Genomic DNA, 24,699 nt, shown 5'->3' on the forward strand with positions numbered 1-24,699 from the left:
CGGCCTTCCCTTGACGCATACGCCCGCCTCGGCTCCGCTCCGCGAAGGGAGACCGGAAGGACGGGACATGACAGCCTGGGACACGCTCATCCGCGGCGGGCTCGTCTTCGACGGGACCGGCGGGCATCCCGTCGTCGAGGACGTCGCGATCAAGGACGGCCGCGTCGCGGCGCGTGGGCCCAAGCTCGACGCGGACGCCGCCGGGACCGTCATCGACGCGGCGGGCAAGTGGGTCATGCCCGGCCTTCTGGACATCCACACCCATTTCGATCTCGAGGTCGAACTCGCCCCGGGCCTGCCGGAAGCCGTCCGCCACGGCACCACGACGGTGCTGATGTCGAACTGCTCGCTCGGCGTGGTCTACGGCGCCCAGCGGCGCAACGGCGAGGACCCGATCGTCGACTGCTTCGCCCGCGTGGAGAACATCCCCAAGTCCGTGCTCAAGAAGGTCGCCGACAGGTGCGACTGGTCCACCAGCGCGGAGTACTACGCCCATCTCGACGCCCTTCCCGTCGGGCCCAACGTCATCCCCATGATCCCGCACTCCATGCTGCGCGCCGAGGTAATGGGGCTGAAGGAATCCGTGACCCGCGACCCCGATGCGGCCGAGCTTTCCGAGATGGAGCGCCTGCTCGAGACGGCCATGGACGAGGGCTATGTCGGCTTTTCGACCGACGCCCTGCCCTTCCACTTCCTCGCCGAGGACCCGCACCGGCGCACGAAGATCCCCTCGCAGTTCGGCTCGCGCAAGGAGCTCAAGCGCCTCACCGACATCCTGCGACGCCGCGACCGGCTGTGGCAGGCCACCCCGCCCAAGGACAGTCCGAAGGACGTCATCGCGAACTTCCTGCTGACCAGCGGGCGGCTCCACGGCAAGCCGCTCAAGATCACCGCCGTGGCCGCCCTCGACGTCGCCTCGAACGGCTCGATCGTGCGCCTGGCGCGCACGCTCACCGGCCTGTTCAACTCCTCGATCCTCGACGGGCGCTTCCGCTTCCAGGCGCTGGCCGCGCCGTTCAAGGTCTACTGGGACGGGCCGATCAACCCGCTCGCCGAGGAGATCGCCGAGCTGCGCGAGCTCAACGAGTTCGACCTGGAGGACTCAGCCGGCCGCCGCGCCCTGCTCGACGATCCCGGCTTCCGCGCGCGCTTCGCGAAGATGTGGATGCACGGCAAGACCGGCTTCGGCCCGGCGCGGCTCAAGCGCAAGCTGAGGATGGAGACGCTCGCCTTCGACCGCGACTTCGCGCAGATGGTGGTCCATTCCGGCGGCCCCGAAGTCTGGGCCGGCGACACCTTCGCCGAGATCTTCTGCCGCTATCAGCTCTGGCGCGACGAGCCCGAGGCCGCCCGCGACGCCGAGGAGGCGGCCGCCTTCGCCGCCCTGCCCGACGAGGCCATCGCCGAGCCGGGCTTCGTGCTGGCCCTGTTCCGCGAATACGACACGGACCTGCGCTGGTGGACGGTCTCGGCCAATCGCGATCCGGCGGTGGTGCGCGATCTGCTCAACGACCCGCAGATCCTGCCCGGCTTCAACGATTCCGGCGCGCATCTCACCAACATGGCGTTCTATGACGGCAATCTGCGCTGCCTGCAGGTCGCCCAGGACGAGGGCCTGCACCGCGTCGCCGCCCAGGTGAAGCGTCTCACGCGCGAGCCCGCCGACTTCATCGGCGTCGACGCCGGGCGCATGGAGGTCGGCGACGTCGCCGACCTCGTGGTCATCGATCCCGACGCGCTGTCGGCCTACGACTCGGACGCCAACACGGCCTTCGTCCATCGCGCCGAATTCGAGCACGAGCAGCTGGTCAACCGCTCCGACGGCGTCGTCGCCCATGTCCTCATCGGCGGCGAACGCGCCTGGACCGGGGACGGCTTCACCGAGGCGCTGGGCGAAAGACGCCTCGGCCGCGCCCTGCGCCATCGCGACTGGCGCGCCGAGGCGAACGTCGAGGCCGTGGCGGCGGAGTGAGGTGGACGTGGCGCGATTTCCAGCGGGCACGGATCAAGGAAAGCTTCGCAAATCCCCATGCGCCGACCATTGAGAGATGGATTCATCGGATGAATGGAAAACTCTTTTCCTTTCTGAGCGGCTTGCTGCTCATGTTGAATGCATGCAATTCGCCAGAAAGAACGGCGCTATATCTAAAATCATGTTACATAATGGAATACAATGAAGAACACGACAGCATAATGGAAGAAACACTACATTATTTTGCTCAAGACATAAATGCTGATTTTATATCAGGCGGACCATTTTTAGAAGTGATAAATAATTCTAGAGAATATCATGTTTTTTATACCGTGCACATCCCGAAATATGGAAGGATGATTGAAACCTACTGGGATGAATCAAATCAATTTTCATCTCTATATCGAGAATGGGATCAGGATTTGTTAAATCGATTATCTGTGGTTAGCGATGTTGAATCTTGTCCCGATGGTTGGGATTCAGCCATTTCTGGTTGATAGGATGGGGTCAATATTCGTGCGATTTGGTGTTTGAGCCTGCTGTGGATGACGCAAACGCCACGGCGGCGCACGCGCTCAACTCGTCCCAACTCGCCTACACCCCACCCGTGCCTCCGACGCGCTGAACCGGCGGACCCGACCAGTCATGGCCGCTAGGCACCCGACGCGCCAATGGCGTAGGTTTTCCCGCTAAGGGTGCGTCGTACGCACGAGCGCGGATCGGCGAGGCGGCGGCTCACAGACTCTGGGTTCCCGCCGAAGTTCACCCCCGCGAAGGCGGGGGCGGGAATGACGAGGAAAGGAGGGGAAAGGATTCGCCCTCCTGCCGTCATCCCCGAGGCCGCAGGCCGTCGGGGATCCAGGGGCGAGACGCCTCGGCCGCGCCCCAGTCTCAAACCCCAACAAAAAACCCCGGCGTCTCCGCCGGGGCTTTTCGCGTCTTGAGACCGCCCGCCGCCCGCAGGCGGCGGACGTCATGAGGCCGCTGGATCAGCCCACGATCTCGTCGTCGGAGAAGAAGAACTTGATCTCCTCCTTGGCGGTCTCGGGCGCGTCCGAGCCGTGGACGGAGTTGGCCTCGATCGACTCGGCGAATTTCTTGCGGATCGTGCCCTCGGCGGCCTCGTCGGGATTGGTCGCGCCCATCACGTCGCGATAGCGCTTGATGGCGTCGTCGCCCTCGAGGACCTGCACCACGACCGGGCCCGACGTCATGAAGGCCACGAGGTCGTTGTAGAAGGGCCGCTCCTTGTGGACGGCGTAGAAGTCCTCGGCCTGCTGCTTCGTCAGGCGCAGCCGCTTCTGGGCGACGATGCGCAGGCCGGCGTCCTCGATCATCGCGTTGATCTTGCCGGTGATGTTCCGGGCGGTCGCGTCCGGCTTGATGATGGAGAAGGTGCGCTGGATGGCCATGGGATGAACGTCCTCGAAATCGGCGGGGAGGGAATTTGCGGCGGCTTATAGCCGTGCTTCACCGGGCTGTGAAGCCGTGCTAGCTCGACGCGCCATGCTCCACGTCAACGATCTCTCCCACCGCATCGAGGGGCGGCTTCTCTTCGACCGGGCGACCTTCCACCTGCCCGCGAAGACGAAGTTCGGCCTGGTCGGGCGCAACGGCACGGGCAAGACGACGCTGTTCAAGCTCATTCGCGGCGAGGCCGCGGCCGACGACGGCGCGGTGCGGCTGCATCCCGACGCGCGGCTGGGCTATGTCGAGCAGGAGGCGCCCGGCGACGCCACCCGCGTGATCGACTACGTGCTCGCCGCCGATGTCGAGCGCGCAGCGCTGCTGGCCGAGGCCGAGACGGCGACGGAGCCCAACCGCATCGCAGAGATCCAGACGCGGCTGGCCGATATCGGCGCGCACTCGGCCGAGGCGCGCGCGGCGTCGATCCTCAAGGGGCTCGGCTTCGACGACGCCGCCCAGTGCCGGCCGTGCGCGGAGTTCTCCGGCGGCTGGCGGATGCGCGTCTCGCTGGCCGCGACCCTGTTCGCCGAGCCCGACCTGCTGCTGCTCGACGAGCCGACCAACTATCTCGACGTCGAGGGCGCGATCTGGCTGGAAAGCCATCTCAAGAAATTCCCCGGCGCGGCGCTGATCATCTCCCACGACCGCGATCTGCTGAACGCCTGCGTGGACGCGATCGCGCACCTCAAGGACGGCAAGATCACGATCTGGGAGGGCGGCTACGACCAGTTCGAGCGCCAGCTCGCCGAGCGCCAGCGCCTGCAGATGAAGATGCTGGAACGCCAGGAGGAAGAGCGCCGGCGCCTGCAGGCCTTCGTCGACCGCTTCCGCGCCAAGGCGTCGAAGGCCCGCCAGGCGCAGTCGCGGGTGAAACGCCTGGAGAAGATGCAGCCCGTGGCGACCATGGTCGAGGACCCGGTCGCGCCCTTCGACCTGCCCGCCCCGCAGCGGCGCATGGGCAATCCGCTCATCCGCATCGAGGACGGCGCGACGGGCTATTCCGAGGACGACCCCGTGCTGTCGGGCATGGACCTGCGCATCGACGCCGACGACCGGATCGGCATTCTCGGCCGCAACGGCTCGGGCAAGTCGACCTTCGCCAAGCTCCTCACCGGCGCGCTGCCGCTGACGGCGGGCCATCTGCGCATGCACAAGAAGCTGCAGATCGCCCATTTCGCCCAGCACCAGATCGACGCGCTCAACCCGAACCGGTCGGCCTACGACCATGTGCTCGAGCTGATGGAGGACGCCACCGAGGCCCAGCGCCGCGCGCGGCTCGCCCGCTTCGGGCTGCCCGCGGACCGCCAGGAGACGCCGGCGAAGAATCTCTCCGGCGGCGAGAAGGCGCGGCTCCTGATGAATCTCATCAGCTTCGACGGCGCGCACCTGCTCATCCTCGACGAGCCGACCAACCATCTCGACATGGACAGCCGCGCCGCGCTGATGGACGCCATCAACGCCTATGAGGGCGCGGTCATCGTCATCAGCCACGACCGCTACCTGATCGAGACCTGCGTCGACCGGCTGTGGCTGTGCGAAGCGGGCGCGATGGCGCCCTGGGACGGCGATCTCGACGACTATCGCCGCCAGCTTCTCCAGGCCGAGACCGGCGCGGCCGCCGACAAGCCCGCCGGCGGGCAGAAGGCCGATCGCCGGCGCTCCGCCGCCGAGGCGCGCGCGAAACTCCAGCCGCTCAAGGCCGAGGCCGCGAAGTGGGAGAAGGAGATCGAGCGGCTGAAGGGCGTCATCGAGAAGATCGACGCAGGCCTCGCGACCGAGGGGCTGTGGGAGAAGGACCCCGATCTCGCCGCCGAGCTCAACAAGAAGCGCGCCAAGGCCGCCGAGCTGCTCGAGGCGGCCGAAGAGAACTGGCTCGAGGCCGACGACGCCTGGGCGCGCGCGAAGGCCGAGGCGGGGGTGTAGGGCGGCGTCGTTCGCGCACGCGCGCGTTTCGTCTCACCCCACCCCGGCCCTCCCCTCGAGGGGAGGGAGACCGGAAGCGTCTGAGGCGTTCGTCCACGCAAAGACCCCCGTCGCAGCAAACGCATCCGTCGCCGCAAACGCATCCGTCGCCGCAGAATTGCGATTCGTGCGGGACGCCCTTCCCCCTCCCCCGCTTGCGGGGGAGGGTCGGGGTGGGGGCCGGGGTCATGAAACCCCGGCCGACCGAAGGGAGAGCCGGGGGCTCCCGGCGAACAATCGCGCAAGCTCCCCTCATCTTACTTCTCCCCTCCATGAGGGGAGAAGGGACGCCGGCGTCGATGGCTTTCCTGAACGGCCGCGCCGGGCTCCGATTCCTCTCCCCCGCTTGCGGGGGAGGGTCGGGGTGGGGGGGGCGTTGTCATGAAACCCCGGCCGACCGCAGGGAGAGCCGGGGCCTCCCGGCGAACAATCGCTCAGAGGTCCCGGATCGCGCCTGCGGCGCGTCCGGGAGTTCAGGCGTCGAAAACCGCGCGCGGCCTCTCTGGGTTCCCGCATTCGCGGGAATGACGATTGAGAAAACTTGCGAAGTCCGAAGAAGCCCCCTACCCGCAAGTCACGCTTTCGACGATCTCGGTCTCGTCGAGCCGGATCGTGAGCCGGTCGTCCTGCGGCCGCCAGGTCCGGGGCGCGTCATAGGTCAGCACGCGGTACGGGTCGGGCAGCGTGCGCGCGTCGATCTCGCTGAGGCGAAGCCCCACCAGGTGCTGGAACTCCGTCATCGGACAGGTCCCGGTCACGGGGGCGCGCACCGGGGCGGCGTCGACGCTCTGGACCGCGCCGAGCGGCGGCAGGTCGGAGGATGCGGTCTCGTTGGCGAACATCGAGCACCCGGCCAGGACCGCCGCCCCCGCCAGCACCAGGACAAGCCGCATCATGCTCCCCTCCTCACCCGCAATAGACCTCGACGATCCGCCCGTCGGCGCCGACGACCAGGTTCAACCGGTCCGGGCGATAGTCCTGCGTGACCATGTCGCCGCGATTATAGACCCGCAAGGGATGGGGCAGGCTCGCCTCGTCGATCTCGGCGCGCAGCTGGCCGACCAGGACCTGGTAGCGCTCCGCCGCGCAGCTCGGGGGAGCCGCCTCCCCGCCGCCGACATCGCCGGTGCGATCGACGATCGGCGCCGGCTCCGGTTCGCCGTCCTTGCTTCCCGTCATGGGCCATCCCGCGCAGCCGCCAAGAGCGAGCCCCGCCACGGCCGCGATGAGAATGCGCAGGGTCATGCCTTCTTCTCCCAGCGGCCCTCGGGGCTCTGTCGCCAGTAGGATACAGAAACGCCGGCGTCTTTCGACCCGCGCCAGAGATCGCGCGCCTTGCTCACGCTCGCGGGATCGGCGTCCTCGAACATCACGACCACGCGCTCCCAGCCGTCCATCTCGCCGGGATCGGCGCCGTCGAGGCAGAACAGCATGCTCGCCTGATTGACGTTGCGCGGCTCGCCGGCGAGCAGGACGGGCTGGCGCGCCGCGTCGGCGCCGGTGGCCAGCCCGTGCGGCAGGAAGCTGTCGTCGCGCCAGGTCCACAGCCGGGCGTCGAGCGACTCGATGCGGTTTTCGTCGGGCGAGACGACGAGCGCGCGCCCGCCGCGTTCGAGCAGCTTGTGAAGAAGCTCCGGCAAGGCCTCGTCAACGCTGGCGCGTTCGAGATGGTAGAACCAGAGTTCGGTCATTCAGCCCGCTCGCCCTCCAACACGCCTCCCTCATCCTGAGGAGCCCGATTTCCCGTCCTTCGAGACGCTCCCCCGGATCAAGTCCGGGGTCGCCTCAGGATGAGGGAAATCGGGCGTCTCGAAGGATCGGGCCACCTCCCCGGCAAGCGGGGGAGCAAAGTGACCGGAGCGCCCGATCACCCCTCGTAATAATCCCGCACCATGCGGTCGAGCAGGCGCACGCCGAAGCCGGTGCCGAAGGCGGGCAGGCGCGGATCCTCGGAGTCCGACCACATGCCCGCGCCGGCGATGTCGATATGGCACCAGGGCTTGTCGTTGACGAAGCGCTGCAGGAACACCGCCGCGGCGATCGAGCCGGCGTTGCGGCCCTTCCCGAGATTCTTCATGTCGGCGATCTTGGAATCGATCTGGCGGTCGTATTCGGGCCCGACCGGCAGACGCCAGACCTTCTCGTCGGAGGCGACGCCCGCCTTCGACATGTTGGCGGCGAGATCGTCGTCATTGGAGAAGATGCCCGCGTATTCGTGACCCAGCGAGATCAGGATCGCGCCGGTGAGCGTGGCCAGGTCGACGATGAATTTCGGGTCGAAGCGGTCCTGCGTGTACCAGAGCGCGTCGGCCAGCACGAGCCGGCCCTCGGCGTCGGTGTTGAGGATCTCGATGGTCTGGCCCGACATCGAGGTGACGATGTCGCCCGGGCGCTGGGCGTTTCCGTCGGGCATGTTCTCCACCAGCCCGATGACGCCGACGACATTGGCCTTCACCTTGCGGCCCGCCAGCGCGTGCATCAGGCCGACCACGGCGGCCGAGCCGCCCATGTCGCCCTTCATGTCCTCCATGCCCGGTCCGGGCTTGATCGAGATGCCGCCGGTGTCGAAGCACACGCCCTTGCCGACGAAGGCGAGCGGCGCGTCGCCGTCCTTGCCGCCGTTCCAGCGCATGATCACCATCTGCGACTTGCGCACCGAGCCCTGGCCGACGCCGAGCAGCGCGCCCATGCCGAGCTTCTTCATCGCCGCCTCGTCGAGCACCTCGACCTCGGCGCCGAGCGGCTCGAGCAGCTTCTTGCAGCGCTTGGCGTATTCTTCCGGGTAGAGGACGTTCGCCGGCTCCATGACGAGATCGCGGGCGGTCTCGACGCCGTCGGCGACGGCCTCCCAGCCCTTCCAGGCCTTCTTCGCGCCCTTCTCGTCGTCGACGACGACCTCGACGGTCTTGAGCGAGGGCTTCTTGTCGGCGGCGAGCTTCGTCCGGTACTGGTCGAAGCGATAGGCGGCCAGGCGCGCGCCGAGGCCGGCGCGGGCGGCGGCCTCGAGATCGGCCGCGCCGTCGAGCCTGAGCGACAGCGTCTTCGCGCCCGAGGTGAGCAGGCGCTTGGTCACCGCTGCGGCGGCCTTCTCGATCACATTGCCGTGGGCGTCCTTCTTCTCGCCCAGCCCGAACAGGATGATCCGGTCGGCGTCGACGCCCGACGGCGCGGCGAGCTCGAGGACCTCGGCGGCCTCGCCCTTGAACCGCGACGCCTGCAGCGCGCGCGAGAGCGCGCCGCCGCTGTCGGAATCGAGCGAACGGGCCGCCTCCGACAGAACGGCGTCGGCGTACGCCGGAACGGCGATCGCATCGCCCGTGGCGCTTTCAGCGAACTTGATTTTCATGATCATCCTCGTGTCTCGTTTGCGGCGCGAAGGCGCGCCCGACGGCGGTCAGGCGCGGAGCCGGGTCGGCCGGATCGCTCGCGTCGAGCGAGTGGTATCCGATCGAAAGCCGCGTTAGAAGACCGTCCTTCCGCCTGCGTCAACGGCCCCGCCCAATGAAGCTCTTCCAACGCTACGTGTTCCGGCAGGCGCTGTGGCCGTTTCTCACGGCGATCCTGGCGCTGTCGGCGCTGGCGATCCTGACGCAGTCGCTGTCGAATCTCGATCTGATCACGGACGAAGGCGGCACGGCGCTGCTGTTCGCCTGGATCACGCTTCTGGCCATGCCGCAGGTGATCGCGCTGATCGTTCCCATCGCGCTGTTCATCGGCTGCGCTGTGGCGCTCAACCGGCTCACCACCGATTCGGAGTTCATCGTCGGCGCGGCGGCCGGATTGAGCCGCTTCGGGCGCCTGACGCCGTTCATCCGGCTGGCGATCTACGTCGCGCTCGCCAACCTGGTGATCAATCTCTTCGTCCAGCCCGCCTCCTTCCGGGAAATGCGCCAGGCGCTCTACGAGATCCGGACCGACCTCGCCGCGAGCTTCATGCGCGAGGGCGAGTTCGTGCCCCTGGGCGGCGAGGTCACCTTCTTCGCGCGCGAGATCGGCGAGAATCGGGTGATGCATGACATCTTCATCGAGGACGGCCGCGGCCGGGGCGGCGTCGCCTACTCCGCCTCGGAGGGCGTCATCACCCAAACCGCCGAGGGGCCGGTCATGCTGCTCAACGACGGCGTTCTCACCCAGATCGACGAGAACGGCGAGCTCTCGACGTTGAGCTTCGAACGATACGAATTCGATCTGACCGCCTTCATCGATCCCGGCGCGGCCTTCTTCTTCAAGGAAAGCGACAAGTATCTCTCCGAGCTGCTTGACCCCACGGCCACCGACCTCGCCCGGGCGAGCAGCCGCGACAGCCTGCTGGCGGAGGGCCATTACCGGCTTTCCTCGCCGCTCTACAATATCGCCTTCGCCCTGATCGCGGCGGCGGCCTATTTCTCGGTGGAGTTCCGACGAACCGGCTACGGGCGGTTCATCGCCGCGGCGAGCGCCGCCGCGCTCATGCTGCGTCTGCTGGGATTCGCCGTCCAGGCCGCCGCGGCCGGCGATTCTGGTCTCAACGCGCTGCAGTACGCCGTTCCCGTGCTGGGCTCGATCGGGGCCGTCCTCGTGATCAGCCGGCCGATGCGGCGGTTCCGGGCGGCGGGAGCGCACGCGTGAGCATCATCAACCGCTATCTCCTGATGCAGACCCTGTGGGGCGTCCTCGGCGCCGCGGCGGTCGTGAGCGCGGTGATCCTGCTTGTCGATTTCGTCGAGACCTCGCGCGACATCGCCACGCGCGTCGACATCTCCGCGCTGCGCGCCTTCTGGCTGACGCTGCTTCGCGCGCCGATGCTGATCCAGGAGACCCTGCCCTTCATCATGCTCTTCGGCGTGCTGTGGACCTTCTTCCGCCTCAACCGCCAGAGCGAGCTCATCGTCCTGCGCGCCTCGGGCGTGTCGGCCTGGCGCATCCTCGCGCCGCCGCTCCTGCTCGCCGTGGTGATCGGTCTGCTCGGCGCGACGGCGCTCAATCCGCTGGGCGCGGCGACGAACGCCCGGTTCGAACTCGCGCGCGAGCGCCTGCTCGGCGGCCGAACCGGCGTGGCGGCGCTGGCGACCGGGCCGGTCTGGCTGCGCGAACCCACCCAGGACGGCTACGCCATCATCACCGCCGACGGGCTCGACGCCGGGGAGTCGGCGCTTTCGGACCCGATCATCCGGATCTACGAGGCCGGCGCGGCCGGCTCGCCGGAATTCGCCCGGCGCATCACGGCGTCGCGCGCCGTCCTCAGCGGCGGCTTCTGGTCCATGACGGACGCCGTCGAACACCGCCCCGGCGAGGCCCGCGTGGAGCTCGGCGACATCGCCCTGCCGACGACGATCGGCCGCCAGGCGCTGTTCGAACGCGCGCGCTCGCCCGGCGGGGTCTCGTTCTGGCGGCTTCCCGGCATCGCCGCCTCGGCGCAGGAGGCGGGGCTTTCCTCGCGGGCCTACGAGCTCAGGTGGCAGGCGCTGCTCTCCCAGCCGCTCATGCTCGCAGCGGCGACGCTGCTCGCCGTGGCCGCGACCCTGCGCCTGACGCGGTTGGGTGGAACGGCGGCGTTCGCGATCGCGGGCGGGCTCGCGGGATTCGTGCTCTACTTCATGCAGGAATTGATGATCAATCTCGGCTCGGCGGGCGCGGTGAACCCCGTGACCGCGGCCTGGACGGCCCCCGCGCTGTTCAGCCTGGCCGGGCTGTTCTTCATCGCGTCCACTGAGGACGGGTGATGCGTGGACGCGCCGCGGCCGATCCGATACAGCTGCGGCGTTCGGGACTTGCGCGGAGGGGCCGGCGGGCATGTTCACGCCATTGAGGATGCTTTGCTCCGCCCTCGCGCTCCTCGCCGCGGACGCCGCCGCCGCCCAGGACGCCCCCGCCGATTCGCGCGAGCCGGTCTATCTGGAGGCGGACGAACTCGTCGAGGACCGCCGAGAGGGCCTTTATATCGCGCGCGGCGACGTGCGGATGCGCTCGGGCGATCGCGTCCTGATCGCCCGCGAGATCGTCTACAATCCCGGGCTCGGCCGGGTCACCGCGCGCGGCGGCGTCGAGATCTACGAAGGCGACCAGCCCGCACAGCTGTCCGACGAGATCGTTCTCGATGACGCGCTCAGCGAGGGCGTCGCGCGCAGCTTCGCGACAATGCTGGAGAACAACGGCCGGGCGGCGGCCTCCCACGCGCTGCGCCGCCCCGACGGCTCGGTGGAGCTGTCGAGCGCCTACTACACGGCGTGCGAACTGTGCGAGAGCGGCGAAGGCACGCCGACCTGGCGGCTGAGGGCGAGCCGCGTGGTCCGCGACCGCGACGCGCAGATGATCTACTACCGCGACGCGCGCCTCGAGATCCTCGGCGCGCCGGTTTTCTACGCGCCGGTCTTCTCCCACCCGGACCCGTCCACGCCGCGGCGCTCGGGCCTGCTGATGCCGCGCATCGACATCTCCAACCGGCTCGGCTTCGTCTACCAGCAGCCCTATGTCTGGATCATCTCGCCGTCGCAGGACCTGACGATCGCCCCGCAGCTCATGACCGAGGCGAATCCGCTGCTGGAGCTCGAATACCGCAAGCGCTTCTACTCCGGCGAGCTGCGCGTCGAGACCAGCTTCACCTACGAACGCGAATTCGACGAGGACGGCTTCTTCGGCGAAGAGGAGCCGAGGGGTCATGTCTTCGCGGTCGGCGAATTCGATATCACCGACCAGTGGCGCTGGGGGTTCGGGGCGCAGGCCGCGACCGAGGATCTCTATCTGCGCCGCTACAGCTATGAAGAAGAACCGGTCGCCTATCGCTCCTTCTACACCGCCGACAAGCGCCGCCTGATCAGCCAGCTCTATGTCCAGGGCAAGGGCGACCGCTTCTACGCCGACATCGCCGCAGCGCGCATCACCTCGCTGATCGAGTGGGAGGACGACGACACGCTGCCGATGATCGCGCCGCTGTCGCGCTTCGATGTGGACCTGCCGTTTCCCGACTGGGCCGGCCGGCTCGACGGCGGCCTGTCCACGGTCGGCCTGCGCCGCGAGGACGGCGACGACTACGTGCGCGCGAGCGCGGATGTCGAGTGGGCGCGCCCGACCGTGCTGCCGGGCGGCCTGCGCCTCGAGCCGTTCGCGCTCGGCCGCGTCGACGCCTACTCGGTGACCGAGACCGACGGCGCCGGCGTCGAGCTCGACACGCGCAATTTCACGCGCGCGATGGGCGCGGCCGGCGCCGAACTTTCCTGGCCGTTCGTGCGGCGGGCGTCATGGGGCGACGTGATCGTCGCGCCGACGGTCAACCTGGCCGCCGCGTCCGAACTCGCCGACGACCGCATCGCGCCGAATGTCGACAGCCTCGTGGTGGAGCTCGATCGTTCGAACCTGTTCTCGCGCAACCGCGCGTCCGGCTACGACGTCTGGGAGGAAGGCGTCCGGCTGGACGTCGGCCTCAGCGCCGAGATGGATTCGCCCGGCGGCGGCCTGCCCTCGGTGGAGGTGTTCGGCGGCCGGAGCCGCAGGCTCGACGGGGATCCGGCCTTCAGCGAAGGCTCCGGCCTGTTCGAGGAGGACTCCGACTGGATCGCCGAGATGAAGGTCGATTTCGGCTATCTCGAGACCGAGGCCCGCACGCGGCTCGACTCCGAGGACGCGAGCATCAACCGGCTGGATCTCAGCACGCGCCTCGACGTCTGGCGCATATCCGCCGACGCCGACTACACCCGCCTGGCCGACGACGCGGTCTTCAGCGGCGACGGGCGCGAGGAGCTCCGCTTCAGCGCCGCCTTCCAGGTGCGCGACTCCTGGAGCGTGTCCTACTCGGTCACGCGCGACCTGGCGAACGACATCAGTCGCAGGGTCCAGGCGGCGGTGATCTATCGCGACGAATGCACGGACTTCCGGATCGTCTACGAGCGCGACGACTTCGACATTGGCAATCTCGGCCCCTCCGAGTCCGTCCAGCTGCAGCTCACGCTTTTCACGCTCGGCGGTGTTGACGGAGATTGATGTCCGCTCCAGCCGAGATGCGTCGTTGCCTCACAGTGGATGATCGGTATCTTCGCGCGGAACACGAACGGGAACAGGCCGACATGGCTATAAGATACGCGGTTCTGGCGCTATGCGCCGCCCTCCTGACGGCGGCGGTCGCGCCGCGCGCGCCGGCACAGCAGGTCGAGGGCATCGCCGCCGTCGTCAATGACGAGCCGATCACGACGCTCGATGTGCGCGACCGGATGCGGCTGATCATCTTCTCCGCCGGCGTACAGCCGACCGAAGAGGCGCTGGTCCGCATCCAGGACCAGGCCCTGCGCGGGTTGATCGACGAGACCCTGCAGCTGCAGCAGGCCCGCGAATACGAGGTCGAGGTCACCCAGGAGGAGGTGGATGCGGCGATCGCCGATATCGCCGAGCGCAACGGTTCGACGGTCGAGGAGATCGAGCAGCAGCTGACGTCGAACGGCATCAGCGTGGCCACCCTCCGCCAGCAGATCCGCGCCGAGACCGCCTGGCAGATCCTCGTCAGCGGCCGCTATCGCAGCCGCGTGCGCATCTCCGAACAGCAGATCCAGATGACGCTCGAGCGGATGGCGCAAAACGCCTCGGAGCCCCAGTACCGCCTCGGCGAAATCCTCATCGAGGTCACCGGCCAGAACGAGGACCGGGCGCGCGGGATGGTCCAGACGGTCTACGAGCAGCTCAATCAGGGCGTCTCGTTCACGACGCTCGCCCAGCAATTCTCCGACGCGCCGTCGGCGGCGAACGGCGGCGACACTGGCTGGCTGACGGAAAGCCAGCTGCGCCCGCAGATCGCCGAGGCCGTCCAGGAATTGCCGGGTCCCGGCTCCATCTCCCCGCCCATCCGCGTGCCCGGCGGATACCGGATCATCGCCCTCATCGACAGCCGCGAAGGCGCGGCCGTCGAGCAGCTCACGCTCAAGCAGATCACCCTGCCCGCCTCGCAGATCGACGAGGACAGCCGCAGCCGGCTCGAGCGGGAAGTCGACCGGCTCGAGGGGTGCGAGGGCGTCGAGGCGGCCGCCGGACAGGTCGAGGGCGCCATCGCGACCGACCTGGGCACGATCGGCGCGAACGCCGTCATCCCCCGGATCCGCGACGCCCTCTCGGGTCTCGAGCCGGGGCAGGCGACCGACCTGATCGAGACCGCGGCGGGCCTGCAGGTCTTCGTGCTGTGCGACCGGTCGATCGGCGGCGCGGGCATTCCGAGCGCCGATCAGATCGAGAACCAGCTCACCAACCAGCAGCTCTCCCTGCTGTCGCGCCGCTGGCTCCGCGACGTCCGGCGGGAAGCCACGATCGATATCCGTTGAATGACGCTCCGCTCGCGCTGACCATGGGCGATCCCGCCGGGATCGGACCGGAGATCGCGCTCAAGGCCTGGAACGCGCTGCGCGCCCGCAGGGAGGCGTGTTTCGCCGTGACCGGCGATCCCGACGCGATGGCGCGCGCCGCGCGCGCGCTGGATCTCACCGCCCCGCAGGTCATCGCGCACATGCGCGAGGCCGCCGCCGCGTTTCCCGAGCGCCTTCCCGTCCTGCCCGTCCAGGACGCCTCGGCGAGCCCGGAAGCCGCGACGATCGCCGCGATCGAGCGCGCCGTCGAACTCGCGCTCTCCGGCGAGGCCGGCGGCGTCGTGACCAATCCCGTCTCCAAGGCCGCGCTGTACGCGGCCGGCTTCACCTTTCCCGGCCATACCGAGTTCATCGACCACCTGACGCGATCGGCCGGGACGAGCGGGCCGCGCGGGCCCGTGATGATGCTCGCCGCGCCGGAGCTGAAGACGGCGCTGGTCACCATCCACCTGCCGCTGCGCGAGGCGATCGCGGCGATCACGACGGAACGGATCATTCATGTCGCCCGGGTCGTCCAGCAGGCGCTGACGCGCGATTTCGGCCTCGCCGAGCCGCGCCTGGCCGTCGCCGGCCTCAACCCCCACGCCGGCGAAGGCGGCGCGCTCGGCCGCGAGGAGATCGAGATCGTCGCCCCGGCGATCGAGGCGCTCGTCGCCGAGGGGGTCGCCGCGACCGGGCCGCACCCGCCCGACACCATGTTCCACGCCGAGGCGCGCGCGAAATACGACGCCGCGATCTGCCTCTATCACGACCAGGGCCTGATCCCGGTGAAGACGCTGAACTTCCACGGCGGCGTCAACGTCACGCTCGGCCTGCCGATCGTGCGCACCTCGCCCGATCACGGCGTCGCCTACGACATCGCCGGAGAGGGAATCGCGCGCGCCGACAGCCTGATCGCCGCCATCCGGATGGCCGGCGAGATGGCGCACAACCGGGCCCGGGCCGATGACAACGCGTGACCCGGCCGATCTGCCGCCGCTGCGCGAGGTGATCGCCCGGCACGGCCTGCGCGCGGAGAAGCGCTTCGGCCAGCATTTCCTGCTCGACCTCAACCTCACCGCCAAGATCGCGCGGCTGTGCGGCGACATGACCGAGGCGACGGTGTTCGAGATCGGTCCCGGCCCCGGCGGCCTCACCCGCGCCCTGCTTGCCGAAGGCGCCGGGCGGGTGATCGCCATCGAGAAGGACCGGCGCTTCGCCGCCGCTCTGGCCGAACTCCCGGACGTCTGGCCCGGCCGCCGCGACATCGTCGAGGCCGACGCGCTCGACGTCGACGAGCCCGCGCTGGCGCCAATGAGCCCGCGGATCATCGCCTCCAACCTGCCCTACAATGTCGGCACGGCCCTGCTCATCAAGTGGCTCGAGGCCGAGCCCGTCTGGTGGGACCGCATGGTGCTGATGTTCCAGAAGGAGGTCGCCGAGCGCGTCGTCGCCGCGGTCGGAGACAAGGCCTATGGCCGGCTCGCGATCCTCACCGCCGCGCGCGCCTCGGCGCGCTACGCCTTCACCGTGCCCGCGCGCGCCTTCACCCCGCCGCCCAAGGTCGACAGCGCGGTCGTCGTGTTCGAGCCCCTGCCCGCGGAGGCGCGCTTCGACGATCTCGACGCGCTCAAGGCGGTCACCGAGAGCGCCTTCGGCCAGCGTCGCAAGACGCTGCGCCGCTCGCTGTCGGCAGCCGCGGCGAAGGCGGGAACCGCCGCCGAAGCGCTCCTGGCCGCCGCCGACATCGATCCCGCCGCGCGCGCCGAAACGATCGAGCCGGCCGGCTTCTTCCGGCTCGCGCGCGCCTGGCGCGCGGCGAAGGGCTGAGCCCGCCTACTCCGCCGCCTCGGACGCCGCCTCAGAGTCGCCGGCCTCGCCCTTCAGGTGGGTGTCGAGAAACTCGACATAGGCCTCCGACGCGGTGATCCGGTTCTCGCGCTTGAGGAAGCCGTGACCCTCGTCGGGGAAGACGATGTACTCGACCGTGGCGCCGTTCTCGCGGGCCGCCGCGACGAGTTCGTCGCTCTCCACCTGCAGCACGCGCGGATCGTTGGCGCCCTGGATCACCAGCATCGGCTTGACGATCTGGTCGGCGTGGAAGAGCGGCGAGATCGCACGATGCCGCTCGGCGTCCTCGGCGGGATCGCCCATCTCGTCGTAGAGCGCCTCGCGGAAGGCCTCCCACCAGGGCGGGATCGATTGGAGCGTGCGCACCCAGTTGGTGACGCCGAAGATGTCGATGCCGGCGTCGAACGCCTCGGGACGGAAGGCGAGCGCGGCGGCCGTCAGGTAGCCGCCGTACGAGCCGCCGATCACGCCGACCGCGTCGTCCTGCACCCAGTCGAGCGAGCGCAGCCAGTCTCCCGCGGCGACCACGTCGCCGAGATCCTCCTCGCCATGGCGCCGGTCGTCCATGTGGAAGAAGGTCTTGCCGTAGCCCGACGAGCCGCGATTGTTCACCGCGTAGACGGCGTAGCCGTGATTGACCATGTGCTGGATCGTCGGCGAGTAGCCGACCCGGCTCTGGCCGCCCGGCCCGCCATGGACCCAGACCATCGCGGGCACAGGGGCGTCGGCGGTCGCGCCGTGCGGGCGGTAGAGCACGCCCGGGATTTCCAGCCCGTCGAAGCTCTCGAAGCGCACCACCTGCGCGGGGACGAGGTCGGTCTCGTCGATGGCCGGATTGAGGGCGTCGGTGAGACGCGCGTGATCGCCGCTCTCGAGATCGACGATGTGGATGTTCGCCGGCGAGGTCGCCGCATCGATGGTGAAGGCGATGCGCTGTTCGTCGCGATCGAACCGAACCTGGCCGAGATCGCCCTCGGGCAGCGGCGGCAGCAGCACTTCGCCGCCGGTCTCGGTGTCGACGATGGTCACCTCGGTGCGCGCATCGGCGTTGATCGCGCTGACCCGGTAACGGCCGGACGGGGAGTCGGAGACGTACATGACGTCCCAGTCCGCCTCGATCAGGGGCGCCGTCTCGCCGGTCTCCAGGTCGCGGGTCCAGGCCTGGTTGAACTCGCCGTGCTCGTTGGTGGCGTAGACGAGCGTTTCGGAGTCCGCCGTGAAATCGTAGACGCCGTAGGCGATGTCGCCCTCGTGCTCGGTGATCAGCTCCGGTTCGGCGGCCTCGGCCTCGAGATCGACCAGGAAGATGTTGCTGTCGGCCGAGGTGCGCGGACGCGTGAGCGCAAGCCAGCGCCCGTCCGGGCTGATGTCGGAGAGCTGATAGGCGTCGACGTTCTCGAACACCAGCGCGCGCTCGTAATCGTCTGCGTCGTAGGCGTAGAGGTCGAAGGCCGCCGCATCGCGCTCGTTGGTGGCGATCCAGAAGGCCTCGCCGTCTTCGGCCCAGCCCATGAAGTTCGCCTTCACCTCCTCGCCGGGGGTGAGGTCCTCGAGCGTTCCGTGGGTCTCGCGCGCGTAGATGTGGGTGAGCTCGTCGCCGCCCTCGTCGGCGGAGACCAGCGCGCGGCCGTCATCGGGAAACCAGCTCACCGCGAAGGTCGCGTCGTCCTCTGAACCCGTCAGCGCGGTCTGCTCGCCGGTCGCCGGGTCGAGCGCATAGGCGTTGTAGACGCCGGTCTCGTCCGAGCTGATGAGCAGCGTGCCGTCGGCCGCCCGGAAGCCGTGGCCGTTCGACGACGCCATCACATAGCTGGTCGTCTCGAAGAACGCCGCGGCGTCGTAGGTCTGGACCGCGTCGTCTCCGGTCCGCGGGGCGGCGCCGTCGGCCGCCTCCTCTCCGGAGGGCGAACAGGCGACGGCGAAGCCGAGCGCGGCGGCGGCGAAGATGCGAGCGCGATTCATGGAGTCCTCCCCTGGCGACGTCGGCGGGAACGCTGCGCCGCGCGCCGGGGGGAGTCAATTATCGTAGCGGTCCGGACCTTCGCCGGTGAGCGCCTCGACGAATCCCTCGAGCCAGGGATGGCGGACCCGCCTCAGACGCTCTGCGTGAAGAATCTCCGACAACTTCTCGAGCGCCCTTGAGAAATCATCGTTGAGGATGACGTAGTCATACTCGTCCCAGTGCGCGATCTCGCTCCTGGCGCGCGCCATGCGTCCCTCGACGATCTCGTCGGTGTCCTGGCCGCGCTTGGTCAGCCGCTCGCGCAGCAGCGTCAGCGACGGCGGCAGGATGAAGATGCGCACCACGTCGTCGGGGCTGTGTTCGGCGAGCGCGCGCGCGCCCTGCCAGTCGATGTCGAAGACGACGTCCCGGCCGTCCTCGAGCGCTTCCTCGACCGGGGTCTTGGGCGTGCCGTAATAGTGGTCGAACACCTTCGCCCACTCGTAGAACCCGCCCTCGTCGACCTTGGCGAGGAACGCGTCCTCGCTCATGAAATAGTAGTCCTCGCCGTCGACCTCGCCCGGTCGCGGCGGGCGCGTCGTCGCCGACACCGACAGCACGAGATCGGGATTGAGCGCGATCAGGCGTTTCGACAGCGTCGTCTTTCCTGCGCCCGACGGGCTCGACAGCACGAGCATCAGCCCGCGCCTGCGTCCGCGGAACACCGGTCCGGTGAGGGCCTCGCTCATCGCCTACTCCACGTTCTGGACCTGCTCGCGCATCTGATCGATCACCGCCTTGAGGCCCAGCCCCAGATCGGTCAGCTCGCGATCGGTCGATTTCGAGCACAGCGTGTTGGCTTCCCGGTTGAATTCCTGGGACAGGAAATCGAGCTTGCGCCCGCACGGCGACCCGCCGGACAGAAGCGCCCGCGCCGCCTCGACATGGGCGGCGAGCCGGTCGAGCTCCTCGCGCACGTCGGCGCGGACGGCCAGCGCGGCGGCCTCCTGGGCGAGCCGGTCCTCGTCGAGCCCCGACGGCAGAAGCTCGTCGAACTTCGCCTTGATGCGGTCGCGGATCGCGGCGGGCTGGCTGGCCGCGTGAGCGGCGGCGCGTTCACGGAGCGCCTCGATCTCGGCGACCTGGCCCTCGATCACGCCCGCAAGCGCGGCGCCCTCCTCGCGACGCGCGGCCTCGAGCCCGTCGAGCGCCTCGTCCAGAGCCGCCAGCGTCGCCGCATCCAGCTCGGCGGCGCGCTCGGGATCCGGCGCGGCGTCCTCGGAGACGATCACGCCGCGCAGCCCCAGCAGGCCGTCAGCCCGCGGCGGTTCGGCGAGCCCTTCATGGGCGAGTTTCCGGCCGGCTTCAGCGAGCGCGCGCAGGCGCGCCTCGTCGAGATGCAGGCTGTCGGCGCCGGCGGGCTCCTCGAAGGTGACGTTGACGGTGACCGCTCCGCGCGAGAAGCGCGCCTTCACGCGGTTGCGCAGCTCGGCCTCGAGATGATCGAGGACGGCCGGCGTGCGCAGGCGCGCGTCGAGCCCCCTGGCGTTCACCGATCGCGCCTCGATGGTGACCGAGCCGAAATCGCCGGCGCGCTGGGCGCGCGCGAAACCCGTCATGCCCGAAACCGGGGCGGCCATTTCAGCCCTCCGCCTCGCGCTCGATGCGCCGCCAGCGCGCGACATTGCGATTGTGCTCGGAGATCGTCTCGGCGAAGGCGTGGCCGCCCGTGCCGTCGGCGACGAAATAGAGGAAATCGGTCTCCGGCGGGTTCAGCACCGCGGCGATCGACTCGCGCCCGGGATTGGCGATCGGCGTGGGCGGCAAGCCCCTGATCTGATACGTGTTGTAGGGATTATCCACATCGTCGAGCTCGGAGCGTCTCAGCCCGCGGCCGAGGGGCTCGCCCTGCGTCAGCCCGTAGATGATCGTGGGATCGCTCTGCAGGCGCATTCCCCGGCGCAGCCGGTTCGTGAACACGCCGGCGACGAGCGGGCGCTCCTCGGGCACGCCGGTCTCCTTCTCCACGATCGAGGCGAGGATGAGCGCCTCTTCGCGCGTGTCGAACGGCAGATCGCTCGCGCGTTCCGCCCAGAGCTCGTCCATCAGCGCGTCCTGGGCGGCCGCCATGCGGTCGATCACCGCCTGCCGCTCGGTCCCCCGCGTGACCATGTAGGTCTCGGGCAGCAGCGAGCCTTCGGCGGGAACCGTCTCGATCTCGCCCGTGAGAACGGGTTCCTCCTCGACGATGGCGACGATCATGGCGCTCGTCAGACCCTCGGGCGCGGTCACGGGGTAATGGATCGTCTCGCCGAAGCGGAGAATGTCGTAGATCTCCGCCATCGAGGCGTTCTCGGGAATGGCGTACTCGCCGGCGCGCAGGCTGCGCTCGCCGCCGTCGAGCATCACGTTGATCCGGAAGATCAGCCCGTTCGAGACGAGGTCCTCGCGCTCGAGCTGGGCGGCGATGCTCGCCAGCCCGGCGCCCCGCGGCAGCAGGACGACGGCGTCCTCTTCAGCCGGACCGGGCTGATTGAAGGCGTGGCCCAGCCAGACATAGCCCGCCACGCCCGCGGCGACGCCCGCCGCGGCGAGGCCGGCGAACGCCATCATGAGCCGCTTGAAGAACCGGCCGAGCCCGCCTCGCGGCCGGCCGTCCGTCTGCGCCTGGTCGGAGGATTCGTCGTTCATGATCTCGCGCGCCCTCAGTCGGGCCGGGAGAATATCACGGACGCGTTGGTGCCGCCGAAGCCGAAGGAGTTGGACAGCACTGCTTCCAGATCCTTCTTCACCGGCGTGTGCGGCGCGAGATTGATCGGGCTCTCCACCGACGGGTTGTCCAGGTTGAGCGTCGGCGGGCAGACGCCGTCGCGCATCGCCAGGATGGAGAAGATCGCCTCGACGGCCCCGGCCGCGCCCAGCAGATGGCCGACCGCCGACTTCGTCGAGGACATCACCAGATCGCCGGCCTGGTCGCCGAACAGGCGCTCGACGGCGCCGAGCTCGATCTCGTCGCCCTTGGGCGTCGAGGTGCCGTGGGCGTTGATGTAGCCGATCCGCTTCTTGTCGACGCCGGCATTCTTCAGCGCCGCCTTCATGGCGCGGAACCCGCCGTCGCCGTCCTCGGCCGGCGCGGTGATGTGATAGGCGTCGCCGGAAAGCCCGTAACCGTTGACCTCGGCGTAGATCGTCGCGCCGCGGGCCTTGGCGCGCTCGTACTCCTCGAGCACGACGATGCCGGAACCCTCGCCCATCACGAAGCCGTCGCGATCCTTGTCATAGGGACGCGAGGCCGCCTTCGGATCGTCGTTGAAGCCGGTGGACAGCGCCCGGGCCGCGGCGAAGCCCGCGAAGCCCAGCCGCGTGATCGCGGCTTCCGCGCCGCCGGCGACCATCAGGTCGGCGTCGTCATGGGCGATCAGGCGCGCGGCGTCGCCGATGGCGTGCGCGCCTGTCGAACACGCCGTGACCACGGCGTGGTTCGGGCCCTTGAGGCCATGACGGATCGACACCTGGCCCGAGGCCAGGTTGATCAGCATGGACGGGATCACGAAGGGCGAAAGCTTGCGCGGGCCCTTCTCCTTGAGCGTGATGGCGGCGTCGTAGATCGTCTGGAGACCGCCGATTCCCGAGCCGATAAGAACGCCGGCGCGCTCGCGGGCCTCTTCGTCCTCGGGCTCCCAGCCGGAGTGCGCGAGCGCCTCGTCGGCCGCGGCGATCCCGTAGAGGATGAACTCGTCGATGCGCCGCTGCTCGCGCGGCGGCATCACCGCATCGGGATCGAACGCGCCCGCGACATCGGGCCCGCCCCCGTTGCGGCCGTCGACGCGGGGCACGATGCCCGCGATCCGACAGCTCAGATCCTCGGTCTCGAAATGCTCGATGCGGGCGAGGCCCGACCGGCCCTCCAGAAGGCGCGACCAGACGGTCTCGACCCCGCAACCCAGCGGCGTGACCAGTCCGAGACCGGTGACGACGACGCGGCGCTTCGACATGAAAACTCCGGGCCTTAGCCGGACTTCTCGGAGATGAACTTTACGGCGTCGCCGACCGTCTTGATGTGCTCGGCGGCGTCATCGGGAATCTCGATGTCGAACTCTTCCTCGAACGCCATGACCAGCTCGACATTGTCCAGCGAGTCCGCGCCGAGATCGTCGATGAAGGACGCCTTCTCGGTGACCTTGTCGTCCTCGACGTCGAGATGCTCCACGACGATCTTCTTCACACGCTCCAAAACGTCAGCCATGTCGGACCCTTCTCAAAATAATTTCGCGGCCTGAAGAACGCCGCTCGGGACTACGGGAGCACGACCCGGGAACCGGCCCCCGAACGGAGTGCGCGGGCTGATAACACGCCTTTCCCGGCTATGCCAGCAGCCGCGACGACTTCCGAGCCGGGAGCGCACGCGGGCGCGGCGACCCCGACTCGCGCGCGTCAGATCATGGCCATGCCGCCATTGACGTGCAATGTCTGGCCGGTCACGTAACCCGCTTCATCGCTGGCGAGATAGACGCAGGCCGCGGCGATGTCCTCGCCGGCGCCCAGCCGGCCGGCGGGAATCCGGCCCAGGATCGAGTCCTTCTGGTCGTCGGTGAGCGCGTCGGTCATCGGCGAGGCGATGAAGCCCGGCGCGACGCAATTGGCCGTCACCCCGCGCGCGGCGACCTCCTGGGCGATCGACTTGGTGAAGCCGATCATGCCCGCCTTCGAGGCGGCGTAGTTGGACTGGCCGGGATTGCCGGTCACGCCCACGACCGAGGTGATCCCGATGATGCGCCCCCAGCGCGCCTTCATCATGCCGCGCATGACGCCCTTGGTGAGGCGGTAGTGGGCCTCGAGATTGACCTTGATGACGGTCTCCCAGTCCTCGTCCTTCATTCGCATCAGCAGCTGGTCGCGCGTGACGCCGGCGTTGGAGATGAGGATGTCGAGCCCGTCCATCGCCTCGCTCGCCTGCTTGGGCAGGGCGTCGACGGCCTCGGCGTCCGAGAGATTGCAGGGAGTCACGTGAGCGCGCTCGCCGAGCTCGCCGGCGAGCTCGGCGAGCTTCTCCTCGCGCGTGCCCGACAGCGCGACGGTCGCGCCCTGGGCGTGGAGCGCGCGGGCGATGGCGCCGCCCAGCCCGCCGGTGGCGCCGGTGACGAGGGCTTTCTTTCCGGTGAGATCGAACATCGCGTCTATTCCTTCATCGACTGGGCGAAGGCCTCGAGGTCCTCGGGCGTGTTGAGCGCCACGCCCTGAGCCTCCTTGGTGGTGCGCTTGAGCATCGAGGTGAGCACCTTGCCGGCGCCCGCCTCGGCGAAGCGGTCGACGCCGTGATCGGCCATCCACAACACGCTCTCACGCCAGCGCACGCGGGCGGTGACCTGCTCGACGAGCTGGGCCTGGATGAGATCGGCGTCGTCGATCGCCTCGGCGCTCACATTGGTCACGACGGGGACCTTCGGCGGACGGATCTCGGTCTTCCTCAGCGCCTCGGCCATGGCCTCGGCGGCGGGCTGCATCAGAACCGAGTGGAACGGCGCGGACACGGGCAGAAGCGTCGCCTTCTTCAGCCCCTCGGCCTTGGCGGCTTCCATGGCGGCCTCGACGGCGGCCTTGTAGCCGGAGATCACGATCTGACCGGGCGCGTTGTCGTTGGCGATCTGGACAGGGCCTTCCTCGGAGCCGGCCTCGACGGCCTTCTCCGCCAGCGCCTCGTCGGCGCCGAGCAGCGCGGCCATCGCGCCCTCGCCCACAGGCACGGCCTGCTGCATGGAGCGGCCGCGCAGCTTCAACAGCTTCGCCGCGTCGTCGAGCGACAGCGCGCCCGCCGCGCACAGCGCCGAGTATTCGCCCAGCGAGTGGCCGGCGACGTATTTCGCCGCGGTCACCGGCACGTCGAATTCCTTCTCAAGCACCTGCATGACCGCCACCGAACACGCCATCAGCGCGGGCTGGGCGTTCTCGGTGAGCGTGAGCGTCTCCATCGGCCCGTCGCGCATGAGCCCGGACAGGTTCTCGCCGAGCGCGTCGTCGACGGTCTCGAACACCGATTTCGCCACCGGGAAGGCGTCGGCCAGCGCCTGGCCCATGCCGACGGCCTGACTGCCCTGGCCGGGAAAGATGAATGCGAGCGCCATGCGCGTCGTCCTCCGCGTCGTTCTCGTCGGCGGGCTCGATAGACCGGGCGGAGGCGCGGTGGCAAGGCGGGAGGGACCGCGTGC

General features: G+C 69.0%; 22 protein-coding genes. 9 read left to right on the forward strand and 13 right to left on the reverse strand.

Annotated elements, in window-relative coordinates; translation table 11 throughout:
- The first annotated feature begins 67 nt into the window (after positions 1-67).
- Together DDZ18_RS06515 and DDZ18_RS13715 are read left to right on the forward strand one after the other, a co-directional pair.
- Positions 68-1,972 carry an N-acyl-D-amino-acid deacylase family protein gene (locus DDZ18_RS06515; RefSeq protein ID WP_109252565.1) on the forward strand — a complete coding sequence of 635 codons (1,905 nt, stop codon included), beginning with the start codon at positions 68-70 and terminating at the stop codon, positions 1,970-1,972.
- Between the two features lie 89 nt (positions 1,973-2,061).
- Positions 2,062-2,469 (forward strand): hypothetical protein, encoded by a 408-nt coding sequence (locus tag DDZ18_RS13715; RefSeq protein WP_146190619.1) that lies wholly within the window; start codon positions 2,062-2,064, stop codon positions 2,467-2,469.
- A 492-nt stretch (positions 2,470-2,961) separates the two neighbouring features.
- Here the strand turns inward: DDZ18_RS13715 and ndk are convergent, their stop codons facing one another.
- Entirely contained in the window at positions 2,962-3,384 is a 423-nt protein-coding gene (ndk, locus tag DDZ18_RS06520; RefSeq protein ID WP_109252566.1) for a nucleoside-diphosphate kinase, read from the reverse strand.
- Between the two features lie 94 nt (positions 3,385-3,478).
- Between ndk and DDZ18_RS06525 the strand changes: the two genes are divergently transcribed.
- Positions 3,479-5,362: an ABC-F family ATP-binding cassette domain-containing protein gene (locus DDZ18_RS06525; RefSeq protein WP_109252567.1), complete on the forward strand. Its 1,884-nt coding sequence runs from the start codon at positions 3,479-3,481 to the stop codon at positions 5,360-5,362.
- 602 nt (positions 5,363-5,964) lie between these two features.
- Here the strand turns inward: DDZ18_RS06525 and DDZ18_RS06530 are convergent.
- The 4 genes from DDZ18_RS06530 to DDZ18_RS06545 all read right to left on the reverse strand — a co-directional run bounded on the left by DDZ18_RS06530 (position 5,965) and on the right by DDZ18_RS06545 (position 8,747).
- Positions 5,965-6,297 (reverse strand): hypothetical protein, encoded by a 333-nt coding sequence (locus tag DDZ18_RS06530; RefSeq protein ID WP_109252568.1) that lies wholly within the window; start codon positions 6,295-6,297, stop codon positions 5,965-5,967.
- 10 nt (positions 6,298-6,307) lie between these two features.
- The gene (locus DDZ18_RS06535) at positions 6,308-6,646 is read right to left on the reverse strand and encodes an I78 family peptidase inhibitor (protein WP_109252569.1); all 339 of its coding nucleotides are present in this window, start codon (positions 6,644-6,646) and stop codon (positions 6,308-6,310) included.
- Positions 6,643-7,092, reverse strand: coding sequence for a DNA polymerase III subunit chi (locus tag DDZ18_RS06540; RefSeq protein ID WP_109252570.1), 450 nt, complete (start codon positions 7,090-7,092; stop codon positions 6,643-6,645). Before DDZ18_RS06540 ends, DDZ18_RS06535 begins: the two co-directional genes overlap by 4 nt.
- Positions 7,093-7,268: 176 nt before the next feature.
- Positions 7,269-8,747, reverse strand: a complete 1,479-nt coding sequence (locus DDZ18_RS06545; RefSeq protein WP_109253075.1) for a leucyl aminopeptidase — start codon at positions 8,745-8,747, stop codon at positions 7,269-7,271.
- Positions 8,748-8,902: 155 nt separating this feature from the next.
- On the opposite strand from DDZ18_RS06545, the gene DDZ18_RS06550 reads away from it, so the two are divergent.
- From DDZ18_RS06550 to rsmA, 6 genes are all read left to right on the forward strand, one after another.
- On the forward strand, positions 8,903-10,009 hold the full coding sequence (locus tag DDZ18_RS06550; RefSeq protein ID WP_109252571.1) for an LptF/LptG family permease: 1,107 nt from the start codon (positions 8,903-8,905) through the stop codon (positions 10,007-10,009).
- Positions 10,006-11,103 carry an LptF/LptG family permease gene (locus DDZ18_RS06555; protein WP_233245743.1) on the forward strand — a complete coding sequence of 366 codons (1,098 nt, stop codon included), beginning with the start codon at positions 10,006-10,008 and terminating at the stop codon, positions 11,101-11,103. Before DDZ18_RS06550 ends, DDZ18_RS06555 begins: the two co-directional genes overlap by 4 nt.
- An 88-nt stretch (positions 11,104-11,191) precedes the next feature.
- The gene (locus DDZ18_RS06560) at positions 11,192-13,357 is read left to right on the forward strand and encodes an LPS-assembly protein LptD (RefSeq protein WP_109252572.1); all 2,166 of its coding nucleotides are present in this window, start codon (positions 11,192-11,194) and stop codon (positions 13,355-13,357) included.
- Between the two features lie 83 nt (positions 13,358-13,440).
- Positions 13,441-14,679: a peptidylprolyl isomerase gene (locus tag DDZ18_RS06565; protein ID WP_109252573.1), complete on the forward strand. Its 1,239-nt coding sequence runs from the start codon at positions 13,441-13,443 to the stop codon at positions 14,677-14,679.
- Complete coding sequence (pdxA, locus tag DDZ18_RS06570; RefSeq protein ID WP_109252574.1) at positions 14,676-15,680, forward strand: 4-hydroxythreonine-4-phosphate dehydrogenase PdxA; 1,005 nt, start codon at positions 14,676-14,678, stop codon at positions 15,678-15,680. The genes DDZ18_RS06565 and pdxA overlap by 4 nt, the downstream gene beginning before the upstream one ends.
- Positions 15,667-16,530 (forward strand): 16S rRNA (adenine(1518)-N(6)/adenine(1519)-N(6))-dimethyltransferase RsmA, encoded by an 864-nt coding sequence (rsmA, locus tag DDZ18_RS06575; RefSeq protein ID WP_109252575.1) that lies wholly within the window; start codon positions 15,667-15,669, stop codon positions 16,528-16,530. The genes pdxA and rsmA overlap by 14 nt, the downstream gene beginning before the upstream one ends.
- A gap of 6 nt (positions 16,531-16,536) precedes the next feature.
- Here the strand turns inward: rsmA and DDZ18_RS06580 are convergent, their stop codons facing one another.
- From DDZ18_RS06580 to fabD, 8 genes are all read right to left on the reverse strand, one after another.
- A complete protein-coding gene (locus tag DDZ18_RS06580) occupies positions 16,537-18,513 on the reverse strand; it encodes a S9 family peptidase (RefSeq protein WP_109252576.1) in 1,977 nt (658 codons plus the stop codon).
- 54 nt (positions 18,514-18,567) lie between these two features.
- A complete protein-coding gene (gmk, locus tag DDZ18_RS06585; RefSeq protein WP_109252577.1) occupies positions 18,568-19,242 on the reverse strand; it encodes a guanylate kinase in 675 nt (224 codons plus the stop codon).
- Between the two features lie 3 nt (positions 19,243-19,245).
- Positions 19,246-20,133: a YicC/YloC family endoribonuclease gene (locus DDZ18_RS06590; protein WP_109252578.1), complete on the reverse strand. Its 888-nt coding sequence runs from the start codon at positions 20,131-20,133 to the stop codon at positions 19,246-19,248.
- A gap of 1 nt (position 20,134) precedes the next feature.
- Entirely contained in the window at positions 20,135-21,184 is a 1,050-nt protein-coding gene (gene mltG / locus DDZ18_RS06595; RefSeq protein WP_109252579.1) for an endolytic transglycosylase MltG, read from the reverse strand.
- A gap of 14 nt (positions 21,185-21,198) precedes the next feature.
- On the reverse strand, positions 21,199-22,488 hold the full coding sequence (gene fabF / locus DDZ18_RS06600) for a beta-ketoacyl-ACP synthase II (protein ID WP_109252580.1): 1,290 nt from the start codon (positions 22,486-22,488) through the stop codon (positions 21,199-21,201).
- 14 nt (positions 22,489-22,502) lie between these two features.
- Positions 22,503-22,739 (reverse strand): acyl carrier protein, encoded by a 237-nt coding sequence (locus DDZ18_RS06605; protein ID WP_109252581.1) that lies wholly within the window; start codon positions 22,737-22,739, stop codon positions 22,503-22,505.
- A 188-nt stretch (positions 22,740-22,927) separates the two neighbouring features.
- Positions 22,928-23,665: a 3-oxoacyl-[acyl-carrier-protein] reductase gene (gene fabG, locus DDZ18_RS06610; RefSeq protein ID WP_109252582.1), complete on the reverse strand. Its 738-nt coding sequence runs from the start codon at positions 23,663-23,665 to the stop codon at positions 22,928-22,930.
- A gap of 5 nt (positions 23,666-23,670) precedes the next feature.
- Positions 23,671-24,615 (reverse strand): ACP S-malonyltransferase, encoded by a 945-nt coding sequence (gene fabD, locus DDZ18_RS06615; protein WP_109252583.1) that lies wholly within the window; start codon positions 24,613-24,615, stop codon positions 23,671-23,673.
- Positions 24,616-24,699 lie beyond the last annotated feature (84 nt).

Source organism: Marinicauda salina (assembly GCF_003122085.1).
GTDB classification, from domain to species: Bacteria; Pseudomonadota; Alphaproteobacteria; order Caulobacterales; family Maricaulaceae; genus Maricicauda_A; species Maricicauda_A salina.